Origin of the sequence: Lysobacter sp. K5869 (assembly GCF_018847975.1) — a bacterium.
In the GTDB taxonomy this organism is placed as follows: Bacteria; Pseudomonadota; Gammaproteobacteria; order Xanthomonadales; family Xanthomonadaceae; genus Lysobacter.
In genome coordinates this window covers 3,284,070-3,304,560 of record NZ_CP072597.1, presented here as the reverse complement: position 1 = coordinate 3,304,560, position 20,491 = coordinate 3,284,070, and the positions used below count along the sequence as shown (strand labels likewise).

Here is a 20,491-nt window from a genome sequence, read left to right as displayed (position 1 = left end):
CGCATGACCGCCATTTCCGCCCGCGCCCTGCAGTTGTTCGACGAACTCGTCGAGCTGCCGCCCGCCGAACGCGAACGCCGTCTCGCGCAGTGGGCCGACACCGACCCCGATCTGCACGCCGCGCTGCGCGCGCTGCTCGACGCCGACGCCCAGCCCGACGCCGGCGTGCTCGACCGCTCGCCCGCGCGGATTCTCGCCGAGCGGCATGCGCGCGCCGAACCGGCGCCCGCGCCGCCGTGCGCCGATCTGCGCGTCGGCGCGCGCCTGGGCGCGTGGCGCATCGACCGCCTGATCGGCCGCGGCGGCATGGGCGCGGTGTACGAGGCGCATCGCGACGACGGCCAATACCAGCAACGCATCGCGCTCAAATGCGTGCGCGCCGAACTCGATTCGCCGCGCCTGATCGCGGCGATGCGCGAGGAACGCAACCTGCTCGCGCGGCTCGACCATCCCGGCATCGCCGCGCTGGTCGACGGCGGCGTCGACGGCGACGGCCGGCCCTGGTTCGCGCTGCGCTACGTCGAAGGCGAGCCCATCGACGCGTGGTGCGACCGGCGCCGGCTCGGCGTCACCGCGCGCGTGGATTTGCTGCTGCAGGTTTGCGACGCGGTCGCCTACGCGCATGCGCAAGGCGTGCTGCATCGCGACCTCAAACCGTCGAATGTGCTGGTCGCCGCCGACGGCCGCGCGCAATTGCTCGACTTCGGCATTTCCGCCCAACTCGGCCCGCTGCGCGAAGCCCAGGGCGACCTGCCCGCGCTGACGCCCCAATACGCCGCGCCGGAAGCGCGCCTGCACGGCGCGCAAGGCCCGGCCACCGATCTGTACGCGCTGGGCGTGCTGACCTATCGCCTGCTCAGCGGGCAATGGCCGACGCCGCTGCACGGCCTGCGCCCGCTGTTGCACGGCGCCGACTCCGGCGACGCGCTGGCGATGGCGCAGTTGCTGGAAGACGCCGACGACGCGCCCGCGCATCTGCGCGGCGCCGCCGATGCGCAGGCGCTGGCGCGGCGGCTGCACGGCGATCTGTCGGCGATCGCGCTCAAAGCGGTGGCCGCGCGCGCGCAGGACCGCTACGCCAGCGTCGCCGAATTCGCCGACGAGTTGCGGCGCTGGCGCGAAGGCCGGCCGGTGCGCGCGCGTCCGGGCACGTGGCTGTCGCGTTCGCGCAAATGGCTGCGGCGCAATCCCTTGGCCGCCGGCTTGAGCGCGGCGCTGTTCGTGGTCGCCGCCGCCGCCGCCGGCGGCGCGTGGTGGCAGCACCGGCAAGCCGCGCGCGAAGCCGAAGCCGGCGGACAGGTCGGCCGCTTGTTCGCCTCCACCGTCGGCACGGCGACGCTGTCGGGCCTGGGCAGCGCGCGCTTTTCCTCGCGCGCGCTGCTCGAACGCACCGAGCGCGAACTGCGCGCGCTGCCGCTGGCCGATCAACCGGCCTTGCGCGCGCACGCGCTGGCGACGCTGGCCGACGGCTTCGCCCAGATCGGCGATTACACCCACGGCGCGCGGCTGGCCGACGAAGCGCACCGGCTCTCCGGTGATGCCGGCGATCGCGACGAAGACGGTTTCGTGTTCGGCACGCAGATGGCGATGCTCAATTACCAGGGCCGGCACCGCGAAGCGCTGGCGATGGGACAGGCGCGGCTGGGCCGACTGGACGAGGAAGGCCCCGCGTTCGAGCCGGCGCGCATCGCCATCGGCGCGGAACTGGCGCGCACGCAATGGGCGCTGGGCGACACCGCCGCGGCGCTGGCGCGCGCCGACGATCTGGTCCGCCGCGCGCAGGCGTTGGGCCCGGGCCAAGCCGCGATCGCCGCGCGCGCGCTGATCCTGCGCTCGGGCTTCCGCCGCGATCTGGGCCGGCTGGCGCGCGCGGAAGACGACGCCCAGCGCGCGCTCGCGTTGGCCGGCCCGATCGACCGCCGGCTCGCCGACAACGCGCTGGAAGGCCTGGTCGACGTGCAGCGCATGCGCCTGAGTCCCGACTTCGCCGGCAACGCCCAGCGCCTGCTCGACGAGCGCCGCCGCGGCCTCGGCGCGGACCACCCGGAAACCGGCGCGGCCGAAGTCTTCGTCGCCTTGAGCCAGTTCCCGCTGGTGTCGCGCGAGTCGGCGCTGGCGACGTTGGACAAGATCGAAGCCGGCTACGGCCGCGGCCATCCGGTGTATGCGCTGGCGCTGTCGCGGCTGGCCTGGACCGCGGCGCGCGACGGCGACGAGGAACTGCGCATGCAGCGCGAAGCGGTGGCCACGCTCGCCCGCGCCCGCCCGCACAGCGCGATGCTGTTCAACGCGCGCAGCAATCTGGCCAAGGTGCTGATGGGCCGGCGCACGCCGGCCGCGCCGCCGGGGTTCGACGAGGGCGTGCGGGTGCACCAGCAGAACATCGTCGAACGCGAGCGCGCCGGCATGCCCGCGTTCGCCGACCGGCTGTCGCTGGGCCTGATCCTGTCCGAGCGCGGCCGCGACGCGCAGCTGCCGATCGCCGACGCCGCGCTCGACGCCGCGCTGCGCGCCGCGCCGAGCTATTACTCGCCCGGCGATCTCGAACTGCTGGACCTGAGCCTGCACCAAGGCATCGTGCGCTATCGCCAGGGACGCCGCGCGGACGCGGACCGGATCTTCGCGCGGATCCTGGCCGACGTCGCCGCCGCGCCGCCCTTGGCCGGGCTGCCGCGCTATCGCTTGGATTTGTTCGGGATCCAGGCGCTGCTGTACCGCGCGACGTATGCCTTGGAAACCTGCCGCTTCGCCGACGCCGCTGAATTCCTGCAGCGCGCGCAGCGCACGCGCGAAACCATGACCGAGGTGGATCGCAAGGCCCGCGGCGAGGAGATCGCCACGCTCGAACGCGCGCTGCGCGTCCGCCGGCTGCCGGCTTCGCCGCCGTTCGTGCGGCCGGCCGGCGTGCGCGGCGACGCCAAGGACACGCCGATCGTCTGCCCCGCGGGCGCGGCGGCGCACGCGGCGGCCGCGCCCGCGGGCCGGCGCGCGTGAGCGACGCGCTCGCCCGCGCCCTGCGCCTGTTCGACGACTACGCCGACCTGCCGGCGCCGGAACGCGAACGCCGGCTGGCGGCGCTGGCGGCGAGCGATCCGCCGCTGCACGCGGCCTTGCGCGCGCTGCTCGACTCCGACGCGGCCGAGGACGCCGGCGTGCTCGACCGCTCGCCCGCGCAGATCGTCGCCGAGCGCCAGCCGCGCGCCGCGGCCGCCGCGCCGAACGACGGCGCGAAAAGCGACGAGGGCGCGGAAAGCGACGAGGACGACGAAGACGGCGGCGCCGACCTGCGCGTCGGCGGCGCGCTCGGGCCGTGGCGGATCGAACGCATTCTCGGCCGCGGCGGCATGGGCACGGTGTACGAGGCGCACCGCGACGACGGCGAGTTCCAGCAGCGCGTGGCGATCAAATGCATCCGCAGCGGCCTGGAATCGCCGGAGCTGGCCGCGGCGTTCCGCGAGGAACGCAACCTGCTCGCGCGCCTGGACCATCCCGGCATCGCCGGCGGCACCGACGCGGACGGACGGCCGTGGTTCGCGCTGCGCCGGGTCGAGGGCGAGCCCATCGACGCGTGGTGCGAGCGCCGACGGCTGAGCGTCGGCGCGCGCGTGGACCTGCTGCTGCAAGCCTGCGACGCGCTCGCCTACGCCCACGCGCAGGGCGTGCTGCATCGCGATATCAAACCCTCCAACCTGTTGGTCACCGCCGAAGGCCGGGTGCAGTTGCTCGACTTCGGCATCTCCACCCGCTTCGGCGGCGAGGACGGCGCCAGCGCGCATCTGGCGGTGACGCCCGACTACGCCGCGCCGGAAGCGCGCCAGCACGGCACCCACGGCCCGGCCACCGATCTCTACATGCTCGGCGTGCTCAGCTACCGGCTGCTGTGCGGGCAATGGCCGACGCGCTTGCACAGCCTGCGCGAACTGGTGCCGATCGCCGCGGCCGGCGCGCCGGAGCCGATGGAACGCCTGCTCGAAGGCGCCGACGGCGCGCTCGCCCGCGGCCGCGGGCTCGACGACGTGCCCGCGTTGCAGCGCGTCCTCGCCGGCGATCTGTCGGCGGTCGCGCTCAAGGCGGTGGCGGCGCGGCCGCAGGACCGCTATCCCAGCGTCGCCGAATTCGCCCGCGACCTGCGCGCCTGGCGCGAGCACCGCCCGGTGAGCGTGCGCCGCGGCGGCTGGCGCGAACGTGCGCGCAAGTGGCGGCGGCGGCATCCGGCGGCGGGCTGGATGATCGCCGCGCTGTTCGCGGTGGCGCTGGCCGGCGGCGCGGCGGTGCTGTGGCAGCACCAGCGCGCGCTGCGCGAAGCGCGCGCCGCGCAGAACGTCGGCCGCTTGTTCGCCAGCATTCTCGGCAGCGCGACCCAATCGGGCCTGGGCAGCGTGCCGTTTTCTTCGCGCGCGCTGCTGGAACGCACCGAACGCGAGCTGCGGGCGATGCCGCTGGCCGACCAACCCGGGTTGCGCGCGCGCAGCCTGGCGACGCTGGCGCGCGGCTACGCGGTGATCGGCGACTACCGCCGCGCCGAGGGACTGGCCGGGGAAGCCGAACGGGTCTTGGGCGACCGCGAAGACGACGACGGTTTCGTCGCCGCCACACGCCTGTCGATGCTCAATCTGCAAGCGCGCTCGGCCCAGGCCGAACGCCTGGCCGGCGAACGCATCGCCGCGCTCGACGGACGCGACGACGAGGCCGCGCGCGCCTCGCGCATCGTCTTCGGCGCGGAACTGGCGCAGGCGCAATGGAACCTCGGCCGCACCGCGCAAGCGCTGGCGACCTGCGACGATCTGGTCCTGCAGGCCGAACGCCTGGGCCGCAGCCACGAGGAATTGCTGGCGCAGACGCTGATCCTGCGCTCGGAATTCCAGCGCCGCCTGTGGCGCGCGGCCGGCGCCGAAGCCGACGCGCGCCGGGCGATGCGGCTGGCGCGGCCGCTCAACCCGGTGCTGGCCGACGACGCGCTGGAGCGCTACATGCGCGCGGTGCAATTGCGCGGCGCCGCCGAGGCGCCGGCGCTGGCGGCCGAACTGGTGCACCGGCGCATCGCCTCGCTCGGCGCATCGCACCCCAAGACCGCCTACGCGATGATCCGCGCCGACGTGTTCGATTCGCCCGATCAGCCCAGCTACGACCTCGGCCGCGCGCTGGCCTCGATCCGCGCGGCCTACGGCGCCGACAACCCCGCCTATGCCAGCGCCTTGTCGACCGCCGCGTCGCGGCTCGCGCGCGACGGCCGCGAACGCCGCGCGCTGATGCGCGAGGGCGCGGCGACGCTGGAAAAGACCATGCCGGCGGAGAGCGAGATGCGGCTGTCGGCGACCTTCAACCTGGCCCAGGACCTGATCCGCCGCCCCGACGCCGATGCGCGGCGCGACCGCGCCGAAGGCTTCGCCCTGCTGCGCCGGAACATCGACGCCCGGCGCCGCGCGGGGCTGCCGACCGTCCTGGAGGGCTTCCTGCTGATCGACGGCTTGTCCGACTACGGCGACGACGCCGCGCTGCCGGAACTGGGCTCGCGCCTGGACGAGTGGCAACGCGAGCTCGCCGCGGTGTTCCCGCCCGACAACTACCGCTTCGATTACCTGCGCTTCCAGCGCGCCAAGCTCGACTTCCGCCGCGGCCGCTACGACGAGGCCGGGCGCGGCTTCGCCGAGTTGCTCGAGCGCGAGCGCGCCTTCCTCGCCGCCGACGGCCGCGGCGACGGGGCGCTGACCGATCAGCACCAGCGCAGCGGCCGCGCCGTCGCGGCGCTGATGTACCGCGGCCTGCTCGCCTTCGCCCGCTGCCGCCCGGCCGATGCGGACGCGTCGCTGGAGCAGGCGCTGCGCTTGGCCGAACGCACGCGCGACCACCAGCCCGAGCTGATCGCCGCCGCGCGCACGTTCCGCGACGCCGCGCGCCAGCGGCGGCTGCCGGCGGCGATGCCGGCGTTGCTCAGCGACGGCGACCGCCAGCGCCTGGACCGCGAGCTGCGCCGCTGCGGCGCCCGCGCGCGCCCCTGACGCGGCCGCGCCGCCTGCCGCGCACATGTCGAAAGTCACTGTGCAAGCGCCGCCCGAGCGCACAGGATGGTCGGCCGTAACGCTCCGCCGACGCCGCGACCGCGGCGTCCGCCCTGGCCACCCGGAGACCCCCGCAATGCGCCGTAGCCTGCGTCTGCTGTCCCTGTCCGCCTGTGTCGCCGCCGCCCTCGCCGCCGGCTGCAAATCCGAAACCGCCCCGCCCGCCGCCACCGGCGACGCCGCCGCCCCGGCCGCGGCCAAACCGGCCGCCGGCGCGGAATGGAACGCCGCGGTCGACGCCTTCCTGCAGGGCTACTTCGAGCGCAACCCGGTCGCCGCCGCCAGCGCCGGCAAGCACGAGTTCGACGGCAAGCTGCCGGATTACGCGCCCGAGACGCTGCAGCGCAACATCCAGTGGCTGCACCAGCAGCGCGACGCGGTGGCCGCGTTCGGCGACGACCGCCTCGACGCCGCTCAGCGCTTCCAGCGCGACTACGTGCTGGCGACCATCGACGGCCAGCTGTTCTGGCTGGAAGACTCCGGCTTCGCCACCAAGAACCCGGCGTTCTATCTCGGCGACGTCTCGCCGAGCATGTACCTGACCCGCCCCTACGCGCCGCTGGAACAGCGCATGGCCGCGTTCGCCAGCTACCAAGAAGCGCTGCCCAAGGCCGCCGAGCAGATCCGCGCCAACCTCAAGGGCCCGCTGCCGGCGACCTACATCGACCTGGGCGTGATGGGCTTCGGCGGCATGGCCGCGTTCTTCAAGAGCGACGTGCCCAAGGCCTTCGCCGAAGTGAAGGACGAAGCGCTGCAGAAGCGCTTCGCCGCCTCCAACGCCAAGGCCATCGAAGCCATGCAGGGGCTGGCCGATTACCTCAGCCAGCAGAAGCCGCAAGCGACTCAGGACTTCGCCCTGGGCGCGGACAAGTACGCGCGCATGCTCAAGGCCACCGAGGGCGTGGACCTGCCGCTGGATCAGCTCAAAGCCGCCGGCGAAGCCGACCTCGCGCGCAACCTCGCCGCGCTCAAGAGCGCCTGCGAGGCCTACGCCAAGGGGCTGAGCCTGCAGGCTTGCGTGGACAAGGCCGGCGCCGACAAGCCGGTCGGCGGCGCGGTCGAAGGCGCGCGCGCGCAGCTGGCCGGGCTGCGCCAGTTCGTGGTCGACAAGGATCTGGTCTCGATCCCGGGCACCGAGCAAGCCAAGGTCGAAGAAGCGCCGCCGTTCAACCGCAGCAACTTCGCCTACATCGAAATTCCGGGGCCGTACGAGAAGAACCTGCCCTCGGTCTACTACATCGCCCCGCCCGATCCGAAGTGGCCCAAGGCCGAGCAGGACGCGTACGTGCCGGGCAAGGCCGACCTGCTGTTCACCTCCGCGCACGAAGTCTGGCCGGGCCACTTCCTGCACTTCCTGCACGCCAACCGCTCGCAGTGGAAGTTCGCCCAACTCTTCACCGGCTACGCCTTCACCGAAGGCTGGGCGCACTACACCGAAGAGATGATGTTCGACGCCGGCCTCGACGGCGCCACCCCGGAAATCCACATCGGCCAGCTCACCAACGCGCTGCTGCGCGATGTGCGCTACCTCTCGGCGATCGGCCTGCACACCGGCGGCATGACCGTGGCCCAGTCCGAGCAGATGTTCAAGGACAAGGCCTTCCAGGACCCGGGCAACGCGCGCCAGCAAGCCGCGCGCGGCACCTACGATCCGGCTTACCTCAACTACACGCTGGGCAAGCTGATGATCATGCAACTGCGCGAGGACTGGACCGCCGGCCACGGCGGCCGCGCCGGCTGGAAGGCTTTCCACGACCAGTTCCTGAGCTTCGGCGGCCCGCCGATCCCGCTGGTGCGCGCGCAGATGATGGGCGGCAAGGCCGAGACCAAGCTGTGGACCGCGCCGGCCGCCGGCGCGCCGACCACCGCGCCGGCCGCGCCGACGGATGCGGGCGCGCCGACCACGCCGCCGGCGCCGCCGTCCGGCGAGGCCAAAAGCGCGAAGTAAGCGCGCACGCATCGCGACACGAATCGATTTGGCGAGATCTTTCGCTTGGAACACGGGGCCGTTCGCGGCCCCGCTTTTTTATCGGCGTCAGAACCCGGCCAACAGGCTGAAACCGAAGGTCACGTCGGCGGTGGGATACCCGCGCGGCTTGGAAATCGGCGCGCCGGCGAACAGGTCGTAGTTCAAGCGCTTCCACGCGCCGCGCACGCCGAGCGCCGCGCCGGCCAGATCGTTGCCGATCAATCCCGCCGCCGACGGCCCGCCGACCCGGCCGTAGTCCACGCCCAGGTACAGCTCCGCCCCGCCTTGCGGCAGCGCCCAGCCCAGATCGTTGCGGATCAGCCAGCCGCGGTCGCCGAGCAGGCTGGTTTCGCCGTCGAAACCGCGCACCGAATAACGCCCGCCGATGGCGAAGCGGTCCTGCGCGGTCAGCGGTGTACGGTTCCACTGCCCGCGCGCCAGGCCGACATAGCGCAGACCGTATTCGCTCGCGCCCAGGCGCAGCTTGAACGGCAGCGAAAAATTCAATTCCGCCGCGATCAGCTTGAAGCGCGAGGTGCCCTCGCCGAACGGCTCCTCGGGCGCGGCGATGGAACCGAACGCGCCGGTGCCGCGGCGATAGGACAGATTCGCTTCCAAGGTCGCCTTGCCGACGAACTCCTTGTGGTTGAGGCTCAGCTCCCAGCCGCCGACCGTGCGCCGCTGCACCTGGATTTCGGTGTCGTCGACGAAGTTGTGCGAGGCGCGCCGGAACGCGCGCAGCGCCAGCGCGGTCTTGCGCTTCTGATCGCGATACAGCAAGCGCGAGAGCCGCAGTTCGGCGTTGTCGCTTTCGCCGGAATACTCGTAGCTCTGGCTGAGCCCGGCCACCTTCTGGTGATAGCCGCTGCGCGAACCGGTCGCGCCCAACGCCCAGTAACCGTACGGCAGCGAGTAATGCACGGTGCGGCTGTCGGTGCCCTTGTCGGCGCCATGGAACAGCGGGCTGGCCAGCGAATGGTTGTAGCTGACGTAGAGCAGATCGTTGAGCCCGAACGGATTGTCCAGCGACGCGGTGACCCCGCCCTGATTGCGCCCGGTGGCGTCGGTGCCGCTGTCGTCGGCGCTCAGGGTCAATCGCCATTGCTTGGGCTGCACGTACTGCACGACCAGATCGCTGTCGCCCGGCTTGGCGTCGGCGGCCGCGGACGGCTCGATGCGGATGTCGGCGTCGGCGGTCGGGGCGCGCTTGAGGTTTTCCAGGCCTTGCTCGATGTCGCGCAGATTGAGCAGGTCGCCGGGGCGGGCCGGGATCGCGGTGGCGAGCAAGGCGCGCGCGCCGAGCAGCGGCGAGGCCGAACCGTCCTTGAGCCGGATCGCCGCGATGCGCCCCGGGATCACCGTCAGCGTCAACTGCCCGGAGGCCAGATCCTGCGGCGCGGCCAGGATGCGCGTGGTCACCCAACCGCGTTCGATCACGTTCTGCTGCGCGCGTTCGAGCACGGTGTTGATGCCGGCCGTGCCCAGGCACCGGCCGATCGGCGAATCCTCGCCGTCGGCGCCGGACAGATCGGCCACCGCCCACTGGAAACGCTGCGCCTGCTCGCCGGTCAACACCACCCGGTCGATGCGGAAACACGGCGACTCGTCCTGCGCGATGCGCGCCGCCGGCGCCGCCGCCGGCGTGGGCAAGCGCTCGTCGACGCTGCGCTCGTTCTGTTCGCGCAGGGCGCGTTCGCGTTCTTGTTGGCGTTGTTGTTCGATGATGGGTTGGGGGGCGGTGGCGGTTTGGGCGGCGCTTTGGCCGACGGCGGCGAGCGCGCAAGCCAACAGCGTCGCGCGCGCGCCGGCGCCGCGCGGTTTATCGCTTCGGGACGTCTTCAAATCGCGTTCCTGCCCAGCCCTTGGTTCATATGCTGTCGCAACCCGGGGATCATTGCTTGATCGCCCCCGGCGCTCGCGGCAGTACGACGATGTTGTACAACGACGATGTCCCGCGCGTCATTTTGCGAGCGTTGTCCAATGTCGAAAGGCGCGGATTGGAGGTCGGCCCGACGAACAACTGAACCTGGAAGGTGCGCCGGTCGATCTGGTCGATAGCGGAAATCCGAGCCGGTTCGGACAGATTCTTGTCGGCGAGGATATAGGCACGCATCGCGTCCAGATTCTTGATCAGCTGTTGTTCGCCGGTGTGGCCTTCGCCGAAGGCCGTGATGGCGTCCATGCGCCCGGACTTGTCCTCGACCAGAACCAATTGATAGCCGCCTTCCGGCGTTTTCTTGATATAGGAAGGGTCGAAGCCGTTAGCGTTGGACGACCGGGTATCCAGTATCGTCACCACCTGTTCGGTCGACAGGATGTACCGCACCGCGGCGCGCTCATGATCGACCGATTGGGATCCGATCAGATCGTTGGGATTCGTCGGCCCCCAACTGAATTTCTCGGTGGCCAACACCACCGGGATCGAGGTTCCGCTGGAATCGCGCATCGGCATGATCACGTAGCCGGCCGGCGCCGGCAACGCGGGAGTCGTGGCCGGAGGCGTTTGCGTGCCGGGCCGCGGCACCGGCAAGCCGGGGCCGGGAACGGCCACGGGCACTTCTTCCAGTGGTTCGTAGACTCCGGTTTCGGGATTGCGGCGAAGCATCACCGGGCCGCGGCCGGCGACTTCGACGTCGCGGTCGCCGACGCGGACCGAGCCCACGCTCGTCGGGGTCGGCGCCGATGTCGGCGCCGGCGGCCGCAGCCCACCGACCGCTCGCACCGCGAGCGGCACCGCGATCTGCACGCTCGCGCTGATCCCCGTCAGCGTCCAGTAGCGGGTGGCGCGATCGTCGAGCGCCTGCTGCACTTTCGCATCGCAGGCGCCGCTGCTGATGCCGACGCAGTAATCGCGGCGGAACTGCGCGACCTCGGTCGCCTGCTGCACATCGGTCCCGCCGATCGCGCCGACGCCGCCGACCGTGCCCAGCAAATTGACGTTGTTCTGCCAGCCCTGGAACACCTTGGACACATCGCCGTAGCCGAACGGAATCGCGTCGTCGACCGCTGCGGCGGTCGCGGCCTGCCCTTCCAGCGCCGCCACCGCGGCGACGTCGCCGGCGCGGATGTAGGCGCGCACCTTATCGATGTTTTGCTGCGACAGCGCCATGTAGCGGCTGGCGATCGCCTTGATCTGTTCGTCGCCGCAGGCGTTGCCCTGGGCCTTGCAGTCGTCGAACTCGCGCTTCATCTGCGCGACCTGATCGTGCTTGAGGAAGTTCTGCGCGGTGCCGTTGCTGGCCACCGCCGCGTTGATCTCCACGTCGGTGCGCCCGCCGGCGGCGGTGCCGACGGCGACGCCGAGCAAGGTCGAACCGATCTTCATCAGTTCCTTGAACGTGACGCTGTCGCGCTCGACCCCAAGGCCCAGCAGCAGCTTCGCCATCTCCGGCGCCAATTGTTCGTTAAGCGCGCCGGTGGCCGCACCGGCCACAAGATTGCCTTGTGCGATCTTGGCCTGAATGAAGCCGGCCAGACTATGCATCGCCGTCTTTTCAATCGAGCCGTCGGCCCAGGAGCTGATCTTGCGCGCATCTTCCTTGGCCAACTCGGCGCGCTTGTTCTCCTGATCCTGCAGCTCCTTGTTCAACGCGCCGCTGATGTCGCCGATGGCGCCGGAAATCACGCCGCCGACCTTGTCCGCCAGCGCCTGACGCTCGGCCGCCTCTTTCTGCCGCTTGGGAATCTCCGCGGCTTGCTGCAGGGTCAGCGTGTTCTTGAGCGGATCGTGCGCGGTCTTGGGGTCGCGCGCGGTGACCGTCGCGACGGTCTCGGCGCTGCGGCCGTCGATTTCGGCGTTGCCGGTGCCGGTGACGACGACGCGGCCGGGGCCGATCACGCTCAGGGTCTGGCTGCGCTGCTCGCCGTCGGCCGGCAAACCGTTGCTGCCGGCGGCCAGGTTCGAGCGCACATTCCTGGACGCGTTGGAGATCAGCTGATCGCTGAGGCTCGGGCCCTGGACATAAGCGTTGGAGCCGGAACTGAAGCTCAGGCCCAGACTGGTGCTGGAGGAGTTGGTGTTCTGCAGGTTCTGCAGGTCGCGGCTGGTCAGGCTGGCGGTGGTCAGCAGATTCTTGTCCGGCGCCGCGGTGCTGACGATGGCGCCGCCGACCAGATCGGTATTGCCGCGCACGCGGATGTCGTAGCCGCCGCTGCCGGCGGTGATGCCGCTTTGGCCGCCGGCGCTGCGGTAGTTGTGATCGACCGATTCGCTCGAATACTTGATGCTCGCGCTGTCGATGAACTGGCCGTAGCAGATCGGCGGAATGCACAGGCTCAGGTCGAGGCCGCGGCTGCTCTTGTCGCTGGAGAACTGGGTGACGTCCTGCAGCGTTTCGATGTTGAGATCGCGGCCCACATCGAGCTTGACGGTTTCTCCCGCCAACTGCGCGCCGCGCAGATTGGTGTCGCGGCCGCTCTTGATGGTCAGCGAATCGGTCGCGGTCACCCGGGTGTTGTCGTGGACGACCTCGAAGCCGGTGGTGCGGCCGCGGCTGCCGCCCATGCTGACTTGGATGCTCACGCCGTTCTGCGAGCCGAAGCCGAACGTGGCGCCGCCGCCGAAGGAACTGCCGGAACTGGTGCCCAGGGTGGCCGAGGTGTTCTGCGCCGCGAACAGGTTCACGTCGCGCGCGGCGTCCAGGAGGATGTCGCTCGCCTGCAGCTTGCCGCCCTGGATATTGATGTCGCTTTCGCGCGCGGTGATGTCGATGCGCCCGGCCTGGATCTCGGTGCCTCGCTGGCGGGTGCTGGCGCTGGCGCTGTCCTCGCGCGAGCGGGTGCGGCTCTCGCTGACGCTGACGCCGAACGCCGCGCCGGACGGCGAATTGGCCATCGCCGCGTCGGTGCTGCCCGCGGCCACCGCCTTGTCGATCGCCGCCTGATCCACGCCGCCGGCGACTTTCTTGCCGATGCCGTCGTTGGCGAATTTGTAAGCGTCGTAACCGGCCTTCAGCGCCGCCGCGGCTTGCTCGCGCTCGTCGGTGGAAGTGCGCGCCTTTTCGATCTGCTTGTACAGCGCGGTGATCTTGCCGCCGACGGTGCCGGACAGTTCCGCGCCGACGGTGTGGCCGGTGCTTCGGCTGTGCTTGGTGCTCAGCTCGGTGGACGTCGCCGCCATCAGGTTGACCGCGTTGCCGGAAATGCTGACCCGGTCCTTGGCCAGCAGGTTGGCGCCCTCGCTGGTGACGTTGCCCTGCCCCGTGCCGCGGTACTTGCCGTCCACGCCGGCGATCAGGGAAACGCTGCCGCCGGTGGCGCTGATCGTGCTGGTCACCGCCTTGCTGGTCTGGCCGGTGCCGTCCTCGCCCTTGTACGTGCGGCTGTACAAGGTCTGGCTGGGCGCCGCGCCCGGCTTGAGGTTGCGGCTGAGGTCGTTCTTGTCGCTGGCCGCGATCGTGTTGTTGGTGTCGTAGGCGGCCAGGATGTCGATATTGCGGCCGGCGGCGATGGCCACGTTGCGGTCGGCCAGCACTTTGCTCGCCACGATCTGCGCGTCGCGGCCGGCGTCGATGCTGATGTCGGCGCCGGCGATGGTGCTGCCGACCTGGCTGACGCCGTTGCCGATCTTGTACTGGCTGGCCTTGTTGCTGGTGTAGTTGATGCCCTCGGCGATGCCGCGCGACAGCCCGCTGCTCTTGCTGGAGGAGAAACTCGCGGTCTGCTTGTACTCCTGCGCGCTTTCGATGCGCACGTCGCGGCCGGCGCTGAGCACGGCCTGACGTTCGGCCGCGACTTCGCTGCCGCGCACGATCAGGTCGTTGCCGGCCGAAAGGATCACGTCCTGGCCGGACAGGCGGCTGCCGATCGCGCCGACGCTGTTTTCGACGTCGAGCTTGGAACTGCTGCTGCGCACCAGCATCTTGCGGCCGGAGGACTCTTGCGTGGTCAGCACCGAATCGGCGCGGGTGCCGACATCGATGCGGATGTCGTTGCCGGCGTTGACGGCCAAGGTTCCGAGCGCGCCGACCTGGGCGGCCCGCGCGTTGACGTCGTGGCCCGCGGCGATCGCGACGCTGCCGCCGCCGAGAATCGTCGAGCCGACCTCGTTGGTGTGCGCGGCGATGCCGCTGGCGCGGGTGTTGCCGCTGCGGCCGGTGGCGTAGGCCGAATAGCCTTCGGTCACCGTGCCCAGATTGACGTCGCGCCCGGCGTTGACCAGGGTGCGGCTGCCCGCGCCGGCGTTGGCCACTTGCGCGGCGGCCAGATTCACGTCGCGGCCGGCCGAGGCCAGCAAGATCCCGCCGGGATTGGCGACGTAGATGCTGGCGACCCGATCGATGTTGCTGCCGGTCAACAGGCCGGTCGCATCGCGGGTGGTGGTGCGCAGGTTGATGTCGTTGCCCGCCGTCAGGATCGCCGCATCGCGCGCGGTGATGCTGCCGCCGAGGTTGTTCAGATCGTTGCGCGCGTTGAGGTTGACCTGGCCGCCGTCGAGGCGCCCGCCGAGGTTGTCGATGTTCTGGGCGTTGATCGCCAGCAATTGGCGCCCGGCGATGGTGCTGGTGTTGACCAGGTCGCCCGCGCTCTGGATCCGCGTCGTGTTGCCGCTGAGCAAGGCGCCGGAGCCGTCGATGTCGCCCGGCCGCACCCGCACGTACACCTGCGGCACCAGCACGCGTTGGGTGCCGCCGTCGGGCAAGCTCACGGTCTGCTCGACCAGCCAGACGATGTCGCTGGTCAGCTGCGCCATCTGCGCCGCGCTCAGCGCCACGCCGGGGCGCAGACCGTACTGCGCGGCGAAGGTGGCGCCGGCGTTCATCAGCGCGGCGTATTGCGCTTCGTCGCTGCCGAATCCTTCCAGATAGCGGTAGCCGGTGAGCTGGGCGATCTGTTCGCGGATCAGCTTTTGTTCGTAGAACCCGTCGCCCAAGCGCTTTTGCGTCAGGTTGCCGTCCATGCCGAGCCGGCTGAGCAGATAGTCGCTGCTGAGCCAGCGGCGCTGATCGGTGAAGCGCGGATCGGTTTCGATCAGGTAACGGCTGGCCGAATCCGGGCGCAGGCCGAACAGGCTGGCGCGCGGGACCGTGGCGTCGGGCGAACGAGTGCGCACGACCATCGGCACGGACGCCGCGCCGTCGGTGCCGGCGCCGCCGGCCGCGCCGTTGGCGGCACCGGCCGCCGCGCCGGATGCGCGGGAGACGCCGCCGACGTTGGCGGGCACTTCGATCATGGCCTGCGCGCCGGCGCCGCCGACCGCTCCCGCGCCGCCGGTCGCGGCGTTCACGCCGGTCGCGCCGGCGGCGCCCGGGTTGTAGCCCTGCACCGCGTTGACGTTGCGCTGCGGCTCGTACTTGTTGAGCTCGAAGGTCTCGTTGATGTCGGACAAAGCCCCGCCGCCGACCAGCTTGCCTTCGTGGTTGATGACGGTGAAGACCCGCTTGATGTTGCGATCGCCGTTGAGCCCCTCGTTCGAGATCCCGCCGACGGCGACCAGATCGCCGCCGGCGACGATCCGGCTGCTGCGGTTGTGCACGCTGCCGTCCAGCAGCATGTCGCCGCCGGAGACGATGCGCGAAGGATCGGCGTCGACCGCGGTGTCCTCGGTCACCGCGTAAACCGTGGTCCAAAGACCGTAGCCCTCGCTGGACAGCAGGCGGCCGGGCGTACCGTCGGGATTGCGCTCGTAAACGAACGGCGAACCCGGCGCATAGATGACTTCCTCCGGCAGGTACATGCGGTCGCCGCCGATCGGCGCGATCGCGATCAGCGGCGGCTTGGCCGGATGGGTCGTCGGCCCCTTGCGCAGGTGCACGTCGTGATTGTTGATCTGGGCCATGGCGATGGCCATGTCGCCCAGCGACTCGATCTCGGCGCTGAGGTTGTTGAGCGTCGCGCCGCGGCCGGTGGCGCGGCGCTGCGCGTCGAGCGCGCCGCCGATGACCATGTCGCCACCGCTGAAGATCAACGCATGCTCGCGGTTGTTGATCGTCCCCGCGCCGATGTCGAGGTTGGCGCGCGCGGCGATGGTGCCGGCCTTGATCGCGCCGCCGACGGTTTCGGCGTCGTTGTTGATCGTGCCCGCGCCGATCGACACGGTGTCGCCGTAGATGCGGCCGGTGCCGATGTTGTCGAGCGTGCCGGCGTCGATGCGGGTGTCGCGGCCGTCGATCAGGCCGCGGTTGACGACGTGGCCGGCGCCGACGACGGTGGTGCCGCCGACGATCTCGGCGCCGGCGCGGTTGTCGAGGGTGGCGGCGTTGACGGTTAGGGTCCGGCCCGCCGCCAGCTTGCCTTGTTGGATCAAGGTGCCGGCGGTGGCGTAGCGCAGGTCGCCGTTGGCGGCGACTTCGCCGGTCTGGGTCACGTCGCGGCTCAGCGCGATGCTCAGGTCCTGGTTCGACAGCACCCGGCCGTCGCCGCTGAAACCGGCCGCGTCGATCAGCAGGTTCTTGTCGGCGACCAAGGTGCCGCCGGTGTTGACCAGTTCCAGCGTCTTGGCGCCGGGGATGGCGCGGTTGGGGTCGAGGATCGCCAAGGTGTCGCCGGCCGACATCAGCCCGCCGCCGTTGTCGATCCGGCCGCCGCCGACGAGGGTGGCGTTGCGGTCGGCGCGGATCGCGCCGTTGCGGTTGTCCAGCGCGCTCGCCACGACGATCACGTCGCGCCCTTCGATGCCTTGGCCGGCGCCCTGGGTCGCGGCGTTGATCACGCTGCCGGCTTGCAGCGAGGCGATGCCGAGCGAGCGGATCAGTGCGCCGGTGTTGTCGATGGCGCCGGCGCGCAAGGTCAGATCGCCCTTGGCCAGGGTCTGGCCGCCGCGGTTGTCGTAGCCCGCGCCGTGCGTGTCGACCACGACGCCCGCCTCGCCCAGCACCGTGCCGCCGTCGCGGTTGAGGAACGCGCCGGTGTCGGCCTGCAGCGCGCGCTTGGCGGCGATCGAGCCGGCGCGGTTGTCGAACGCGCCGGTGACGAGCGTCAGCGTGTCGCCGCTGCTGATGCCGCCCTGCCCGTTGAAGCCGCCGGCGGCGTGGGTGTTGGTCAGGCTCGCGCCGCCGGTGTCGATGCGCAGCGCCTTGCCGGATTGGATCAGGCCGGTGTCGTTGTCGAGCGCGCCCGAGCGCAGGTCCATGCCCTGGGTCGCGGCGATCACGCCCTTGCCGCGGTTGTCCAGCGCCTGGCCGCGGGTGTCGATCGACACGCTGTCGCCGAACACCTGCCCGCCCACGTTGCTGAAACCGCCGTTGTTCAAGGTCACCGCGCCGCCGGCCTGCAGCTTGCCGCCGTCGTTGCGCGTCGCCGACGCGGTGGCGACCTGCAAGCCGCCGCGCACCGCGGCGAGGGTGCCGCCGCTGTTGTCCAGGCGCTCGGCCGACAAGCGCGTGTTGCCGTTGGCCGCGAGCGTGCCGCCGGCGTTGCTCAGCGCCGTGCGCGCGTCCACGTCGAGATCGCCGACCGCGGCGATGCGGCCGCCGCGGTTGTCGATCGCGCCGGCGCGCAGCAGCGTGTCGCGGCCGGCGGCGATGTCGCCGTTGCCGCCGTTGTCCAGGGTCTGCGCCACGTCGATGCGCAGATCGGAGTTTTCCGCCGCGCGCAGGCTGCCGCCGCGGTTGCTCAGGCTGTTGGCCTGGATGCGCGCGGCGGCGTTGGCGGCGATCGCGCCTCCGTCGTTGTCGAGCGCGCCGGCCACGCTCACCCGCGCTTCGCCGTCGCCGCTGTGGACGATCTGGCCGCCGCGGTTGCTCAAGGAACCGGCCTGGATCGACACCTGCTTGGCGCCGGCCTTGCCGCCGTCGTGATGGAACGCGCCGCTCAGATCGACCAAGAGCGCGCCGTTGGCGGCGATCTGGCCGTTGTCGCCGTCGAAACGGCCGCCGGCGATCTTCAGCGCGCCGCTGCCGGCGTGCTCGATCTTGCCGCCGGCGTTGCCGATGCTCGCGCCGAGCAGGCTCAGATCGGTCGCGTTGACGGCGATGCGGCCGCCGTCGTTGCTGAGCGCGCCGCGCGCGGCGATGAGCGCGGCGGCGGTGCCGGTCTGGACGATCTCGCCGCCTTGGTTGTTGCGCACGACGCCGGCGCGCAGATCGAGCTGTCCGGCCTGCAGCCGGCCGCCTTCGTTGAGCAGCGATTGCGAGTCGGCGGCGTCGGCCTCGACGCTCAGGCGGCCGCTGGCGACCACGTTGGCCTTGCGCGCGTTCACGTCGCCCTGGCGCGCGCGCAGGACCACGTTCGCGGCGCTGGTCTGGCCGCCGGACACGTCCACGCCAGCGCCGCCGTCGAGCGTGGCGCCGCCGGCCGCGAGTTGGGTGCCGTGCGCGGCCAACGCGCCGCTGGTGCGCACGCTGAGATCGCCGGCCGCGCCGAGCTTGCCGTCGGCCTGCACGCCGGCGCCGAGCACGCCGCCGGCGCCGCCGCTCAAACTGCCGGCGGACAGGTTCAGATGACGCCCGGCGGTGATCGCGCCGTCGTTGCTCAGGCCCGCGGAGAACGTCAGCGACGCGTCGTTGCCCGCGCGCAGCTGGCCGCGGTGGCTCGCCTCGCGCGCCGTCACGCTCAAGTCGCGCGCCGCGGCGATCTGGCCGTCGCCGTTGTCGAACGCGCCGGCGAGGCTCAGGCGCGCATCGCCCTGCGCCGACTGGATCGCGCCGCCGGCATTGGCGAGCGCGCCGGCGGCGAGCGCGAAGTCGCGATTGGCCGCGAGCGTGCCGCCGCGGTTGTCGACCGCGCCGGCCGCCGCGATGGCGAGCGTCCCGGTCGCGGTCAACGCGCCGCGCGCGTTGTCGAAGCGGCCGCCGGCCTCCAGCGCGGCGTCGCCGCCGCTGCTCAAGCTGCCGCCTTCGTTGAGCACGTCGCCGCTGGCGGCGATGTTCAGGCGGCCGGCGTTGAGCTTGCCGCCGCGGTTGTCGAACTGCTCGACGCGGGCGTTGAACGCCTCGCTGACGTCGAGCGTGCCGCCGCGGTTGTCGAAGCGCGGCTGGATCAGGTTCATGCGCGCGACGCTGAGGCTGCCGCCGCGGTTGTCGAGGTCGGCGCTGTTGAGTTCGATCGCGCCGCCGAGGTAAATCCGCCCGCCGTCGTTGCGCACCGCCCCCGCCGCCGCGATCGCGCCGGGCGAGGCCGGCACGTACGGCGGCACGACGATGCCGCCGCCGGGTTCGCCGCCCGGCGTGCCCGTGCCGGGCGTCCCGCCGCCCGGGGTGCCGCCGCCGGGCGTGCCGCCACCCGGCGTGCCCGGATCGGTGCCCGGGTTCGGCGTCTGCGCGATCGGCTCGCGGCCGATCGTGCCGCCGGCGTTGCTCAGCTTCGGCGCGTTCAACACCAAGCCCGCGGCGCTGGTCTGGCGCAAGGTGCCGCCGCGGTTGTCGAGATCGCCGGCGGCGCTGCCCAGGTCCAGCCGCCCGCCTTCGATGACGCCGCCCTTGCCCGCCGCCGCGTTGCTCAGATCGCCTTGGGTGGCGATCTTGAGGTTGCCGCCGCTGGACACGCGCCCGCCGTTGCTCAGCGCGCTCGCGCTGAGGTTCGCGTCGCTGGCGCCCTGCAGCGTGCCGAGGTTTTCCAGGCGGCCGGCGCTGGTGACCACGAGTTGCCCCGCGCCCGCCAACGCGACGCCGGCTTGCGCGGCGGCCTGCACGGTGCCGGCGTTGCGCACGCCCAGGCCCGCTTCGGTGCCGATCAAGGCGATCTTGCCGGCGTACATGCCGCCCAGCGCGGCCACGTCGAGCGCGTAGGCCGGCGCGGCGCCGCTGCCGGCCACGGTCTCGGCCACGCGGTGATCGGCGTCGATGCGGTTGGCGCCGGTCACCACCTTGAGCTCGCCGGCCCAGATGCCGGCGTTGGCCTGCACCGCGCGCGCCAGGATCGCGGCGTAATCGGTGCGGCTCAGGTCCAGGCCCTTGCCTTCGATGCGGATCGTGCCGCCGCGCACCAGGAAGCCGTCGAGCCCGCCGATCGCGCTGAGCTGCGGCGTGCCGGTGGTCAGGGTGGCGCGGCTGGCGTTGATGAAGCCGCCGCCGTCCACCGAGATGCCGGCCGGATTGGCGATCACCACTTCGGCGCGCTGGCCGGCGACTTCCAGATAGCCGCGCAGGCGGCTGGGATCGCCGCCGTTGACTTCGTTGAGGATGATCCGCGCGCCGCCGCCGGCCAGATACGGATTGCCCTGGACCCAGCCGCCGAGCTGGGTCTGCGCGTTGGTGCGGCTGTTGTTGAGGATCGCGCCCTGCGCGTCGACGTTGAACTGCTGATAGACGTTGCGGCTGACGCCGGCCGCCGACGGGGTCTGGATGTTCACCAGCGGCACGCCGTTGGGCGCGGTCAACACCACCGGCCGCTGCCCGCCGGGCGCGTCCGGCGCGGCCACGATCTGGCTATGGCCCGGCGGCGCGGCCAGCGCCGCGCACAGCACCGCGAGGGCGGCGGTCAGCGGCTTCAAGGCAGGCCGGCGCGCCGCACCGGCGCGATCGGTACGGGGCAACAAGCTGGGCAGAGGGGTCATAACAGTCGTCCATGAGAGTCGTCGGTGGAG

The 20,491-nt window shown here is 71.7% G+C and carries 5 protein-coding genes; 3 read left to right on the top strand and 2 right to left on the bottom strand.

Annotated elements, in window-relative coordinates; translation table 11 throughout:
* Positions 1-3 precede the first annotated feature (3 nt).
* From J5226_RS14280 to J5226_RS14270, 3 genes are all read left to right on the top strand, one after another.
* Positions 4-2,994, top strand: coding sequence for a serine/threonine-protein kinase (locus J5226_RS14280; protein WP_215835140.1), 2,991 nt, complete (start codon positions 4-6; stop codon positions 2,992-2,994).
* The gene (locus tag J5226_RS14275) at positions 2,991-5,999 is read left to right on the top strand and encodes a serine/threonine-protein kinase (protein WP_215835139.1); all 3,009 of its coding nucleotides are present in this window, start codon (positions 2,991-2,993) and stop codon (positions 5,997-5,999) included. The genes J5226_RS14280 and J5226_RS14275 overlap by 4 nt, the downstream gene beginning before the upstream one ends.
* A gap of 136 nt (positions 6,000-6,135) precedes the next feature.
* On the top strand, positions 6,136-8,007 hold the full coding sequence (locus tag J5226_RS14270; RefSeq protein WP_215835138.1) for a DUF885 domain-containing protein: 1,872 nt from the start codon (positions 6,136-6,138) through the stop codon (positions 8,005-8,007).
* Positions 8,008-8,094: 87 nt separating this feature from the next.
* Here J5226_RS14270 and J5226_RS14265 read toward each other — a convergent pair whose 3' ends face one another.
* On the bottom strand, positions 8,095-9,870 hold the full coding sequence (locus tag J5226_RS14265; protein ID WP_255322792.1) for a ShlB/FhaC/HecB family hemolysin secretion/activation protein: 1,776 nt from the start codon (positions 9,868-9,870) through the stop codon (positions 8,095-8,097).
* 49 nt (positions 9,871-9,919) lie between these two features.
* The gene (locus J5226_RS14260; protein WP_215835137.1) at positions 9,920-20,461 is read right to left on the bottom strand and encodes a hemagglutinin repeat-containing protein; all 10,542 of its coding nucleotides are present in this window, start codon (positions 20,459-20,461) and stop codon (positions 9,920-9,922) included.
* Positions 20,462-20,491 lie beyond the last annotated feature (30 nt).

Coding starts and splice junctions, on each gene's coding strand:
- J5226_RS14280 (WP_215835140.1), top strand. CDS start 4: ATGACCGCCATTTCCGCCCGCGCCCTGCAGTTGTTCGACGAACTCGTC.
- J5226_RS14270 (WP_215835138.1), top strand. CDS start 6,136: ATGCGCCGTAGCCTGCGTCTGCTGTCCCTGTCCGCCTGTGTCGCCGCC.
- J5226_RS14260 (WP_215835137.1), bottom strand. CDS start 20,461: ATGACCCCTCTGCCCAGCTTGTTGCCCCGTACCGATCGCGCCGGTGCG.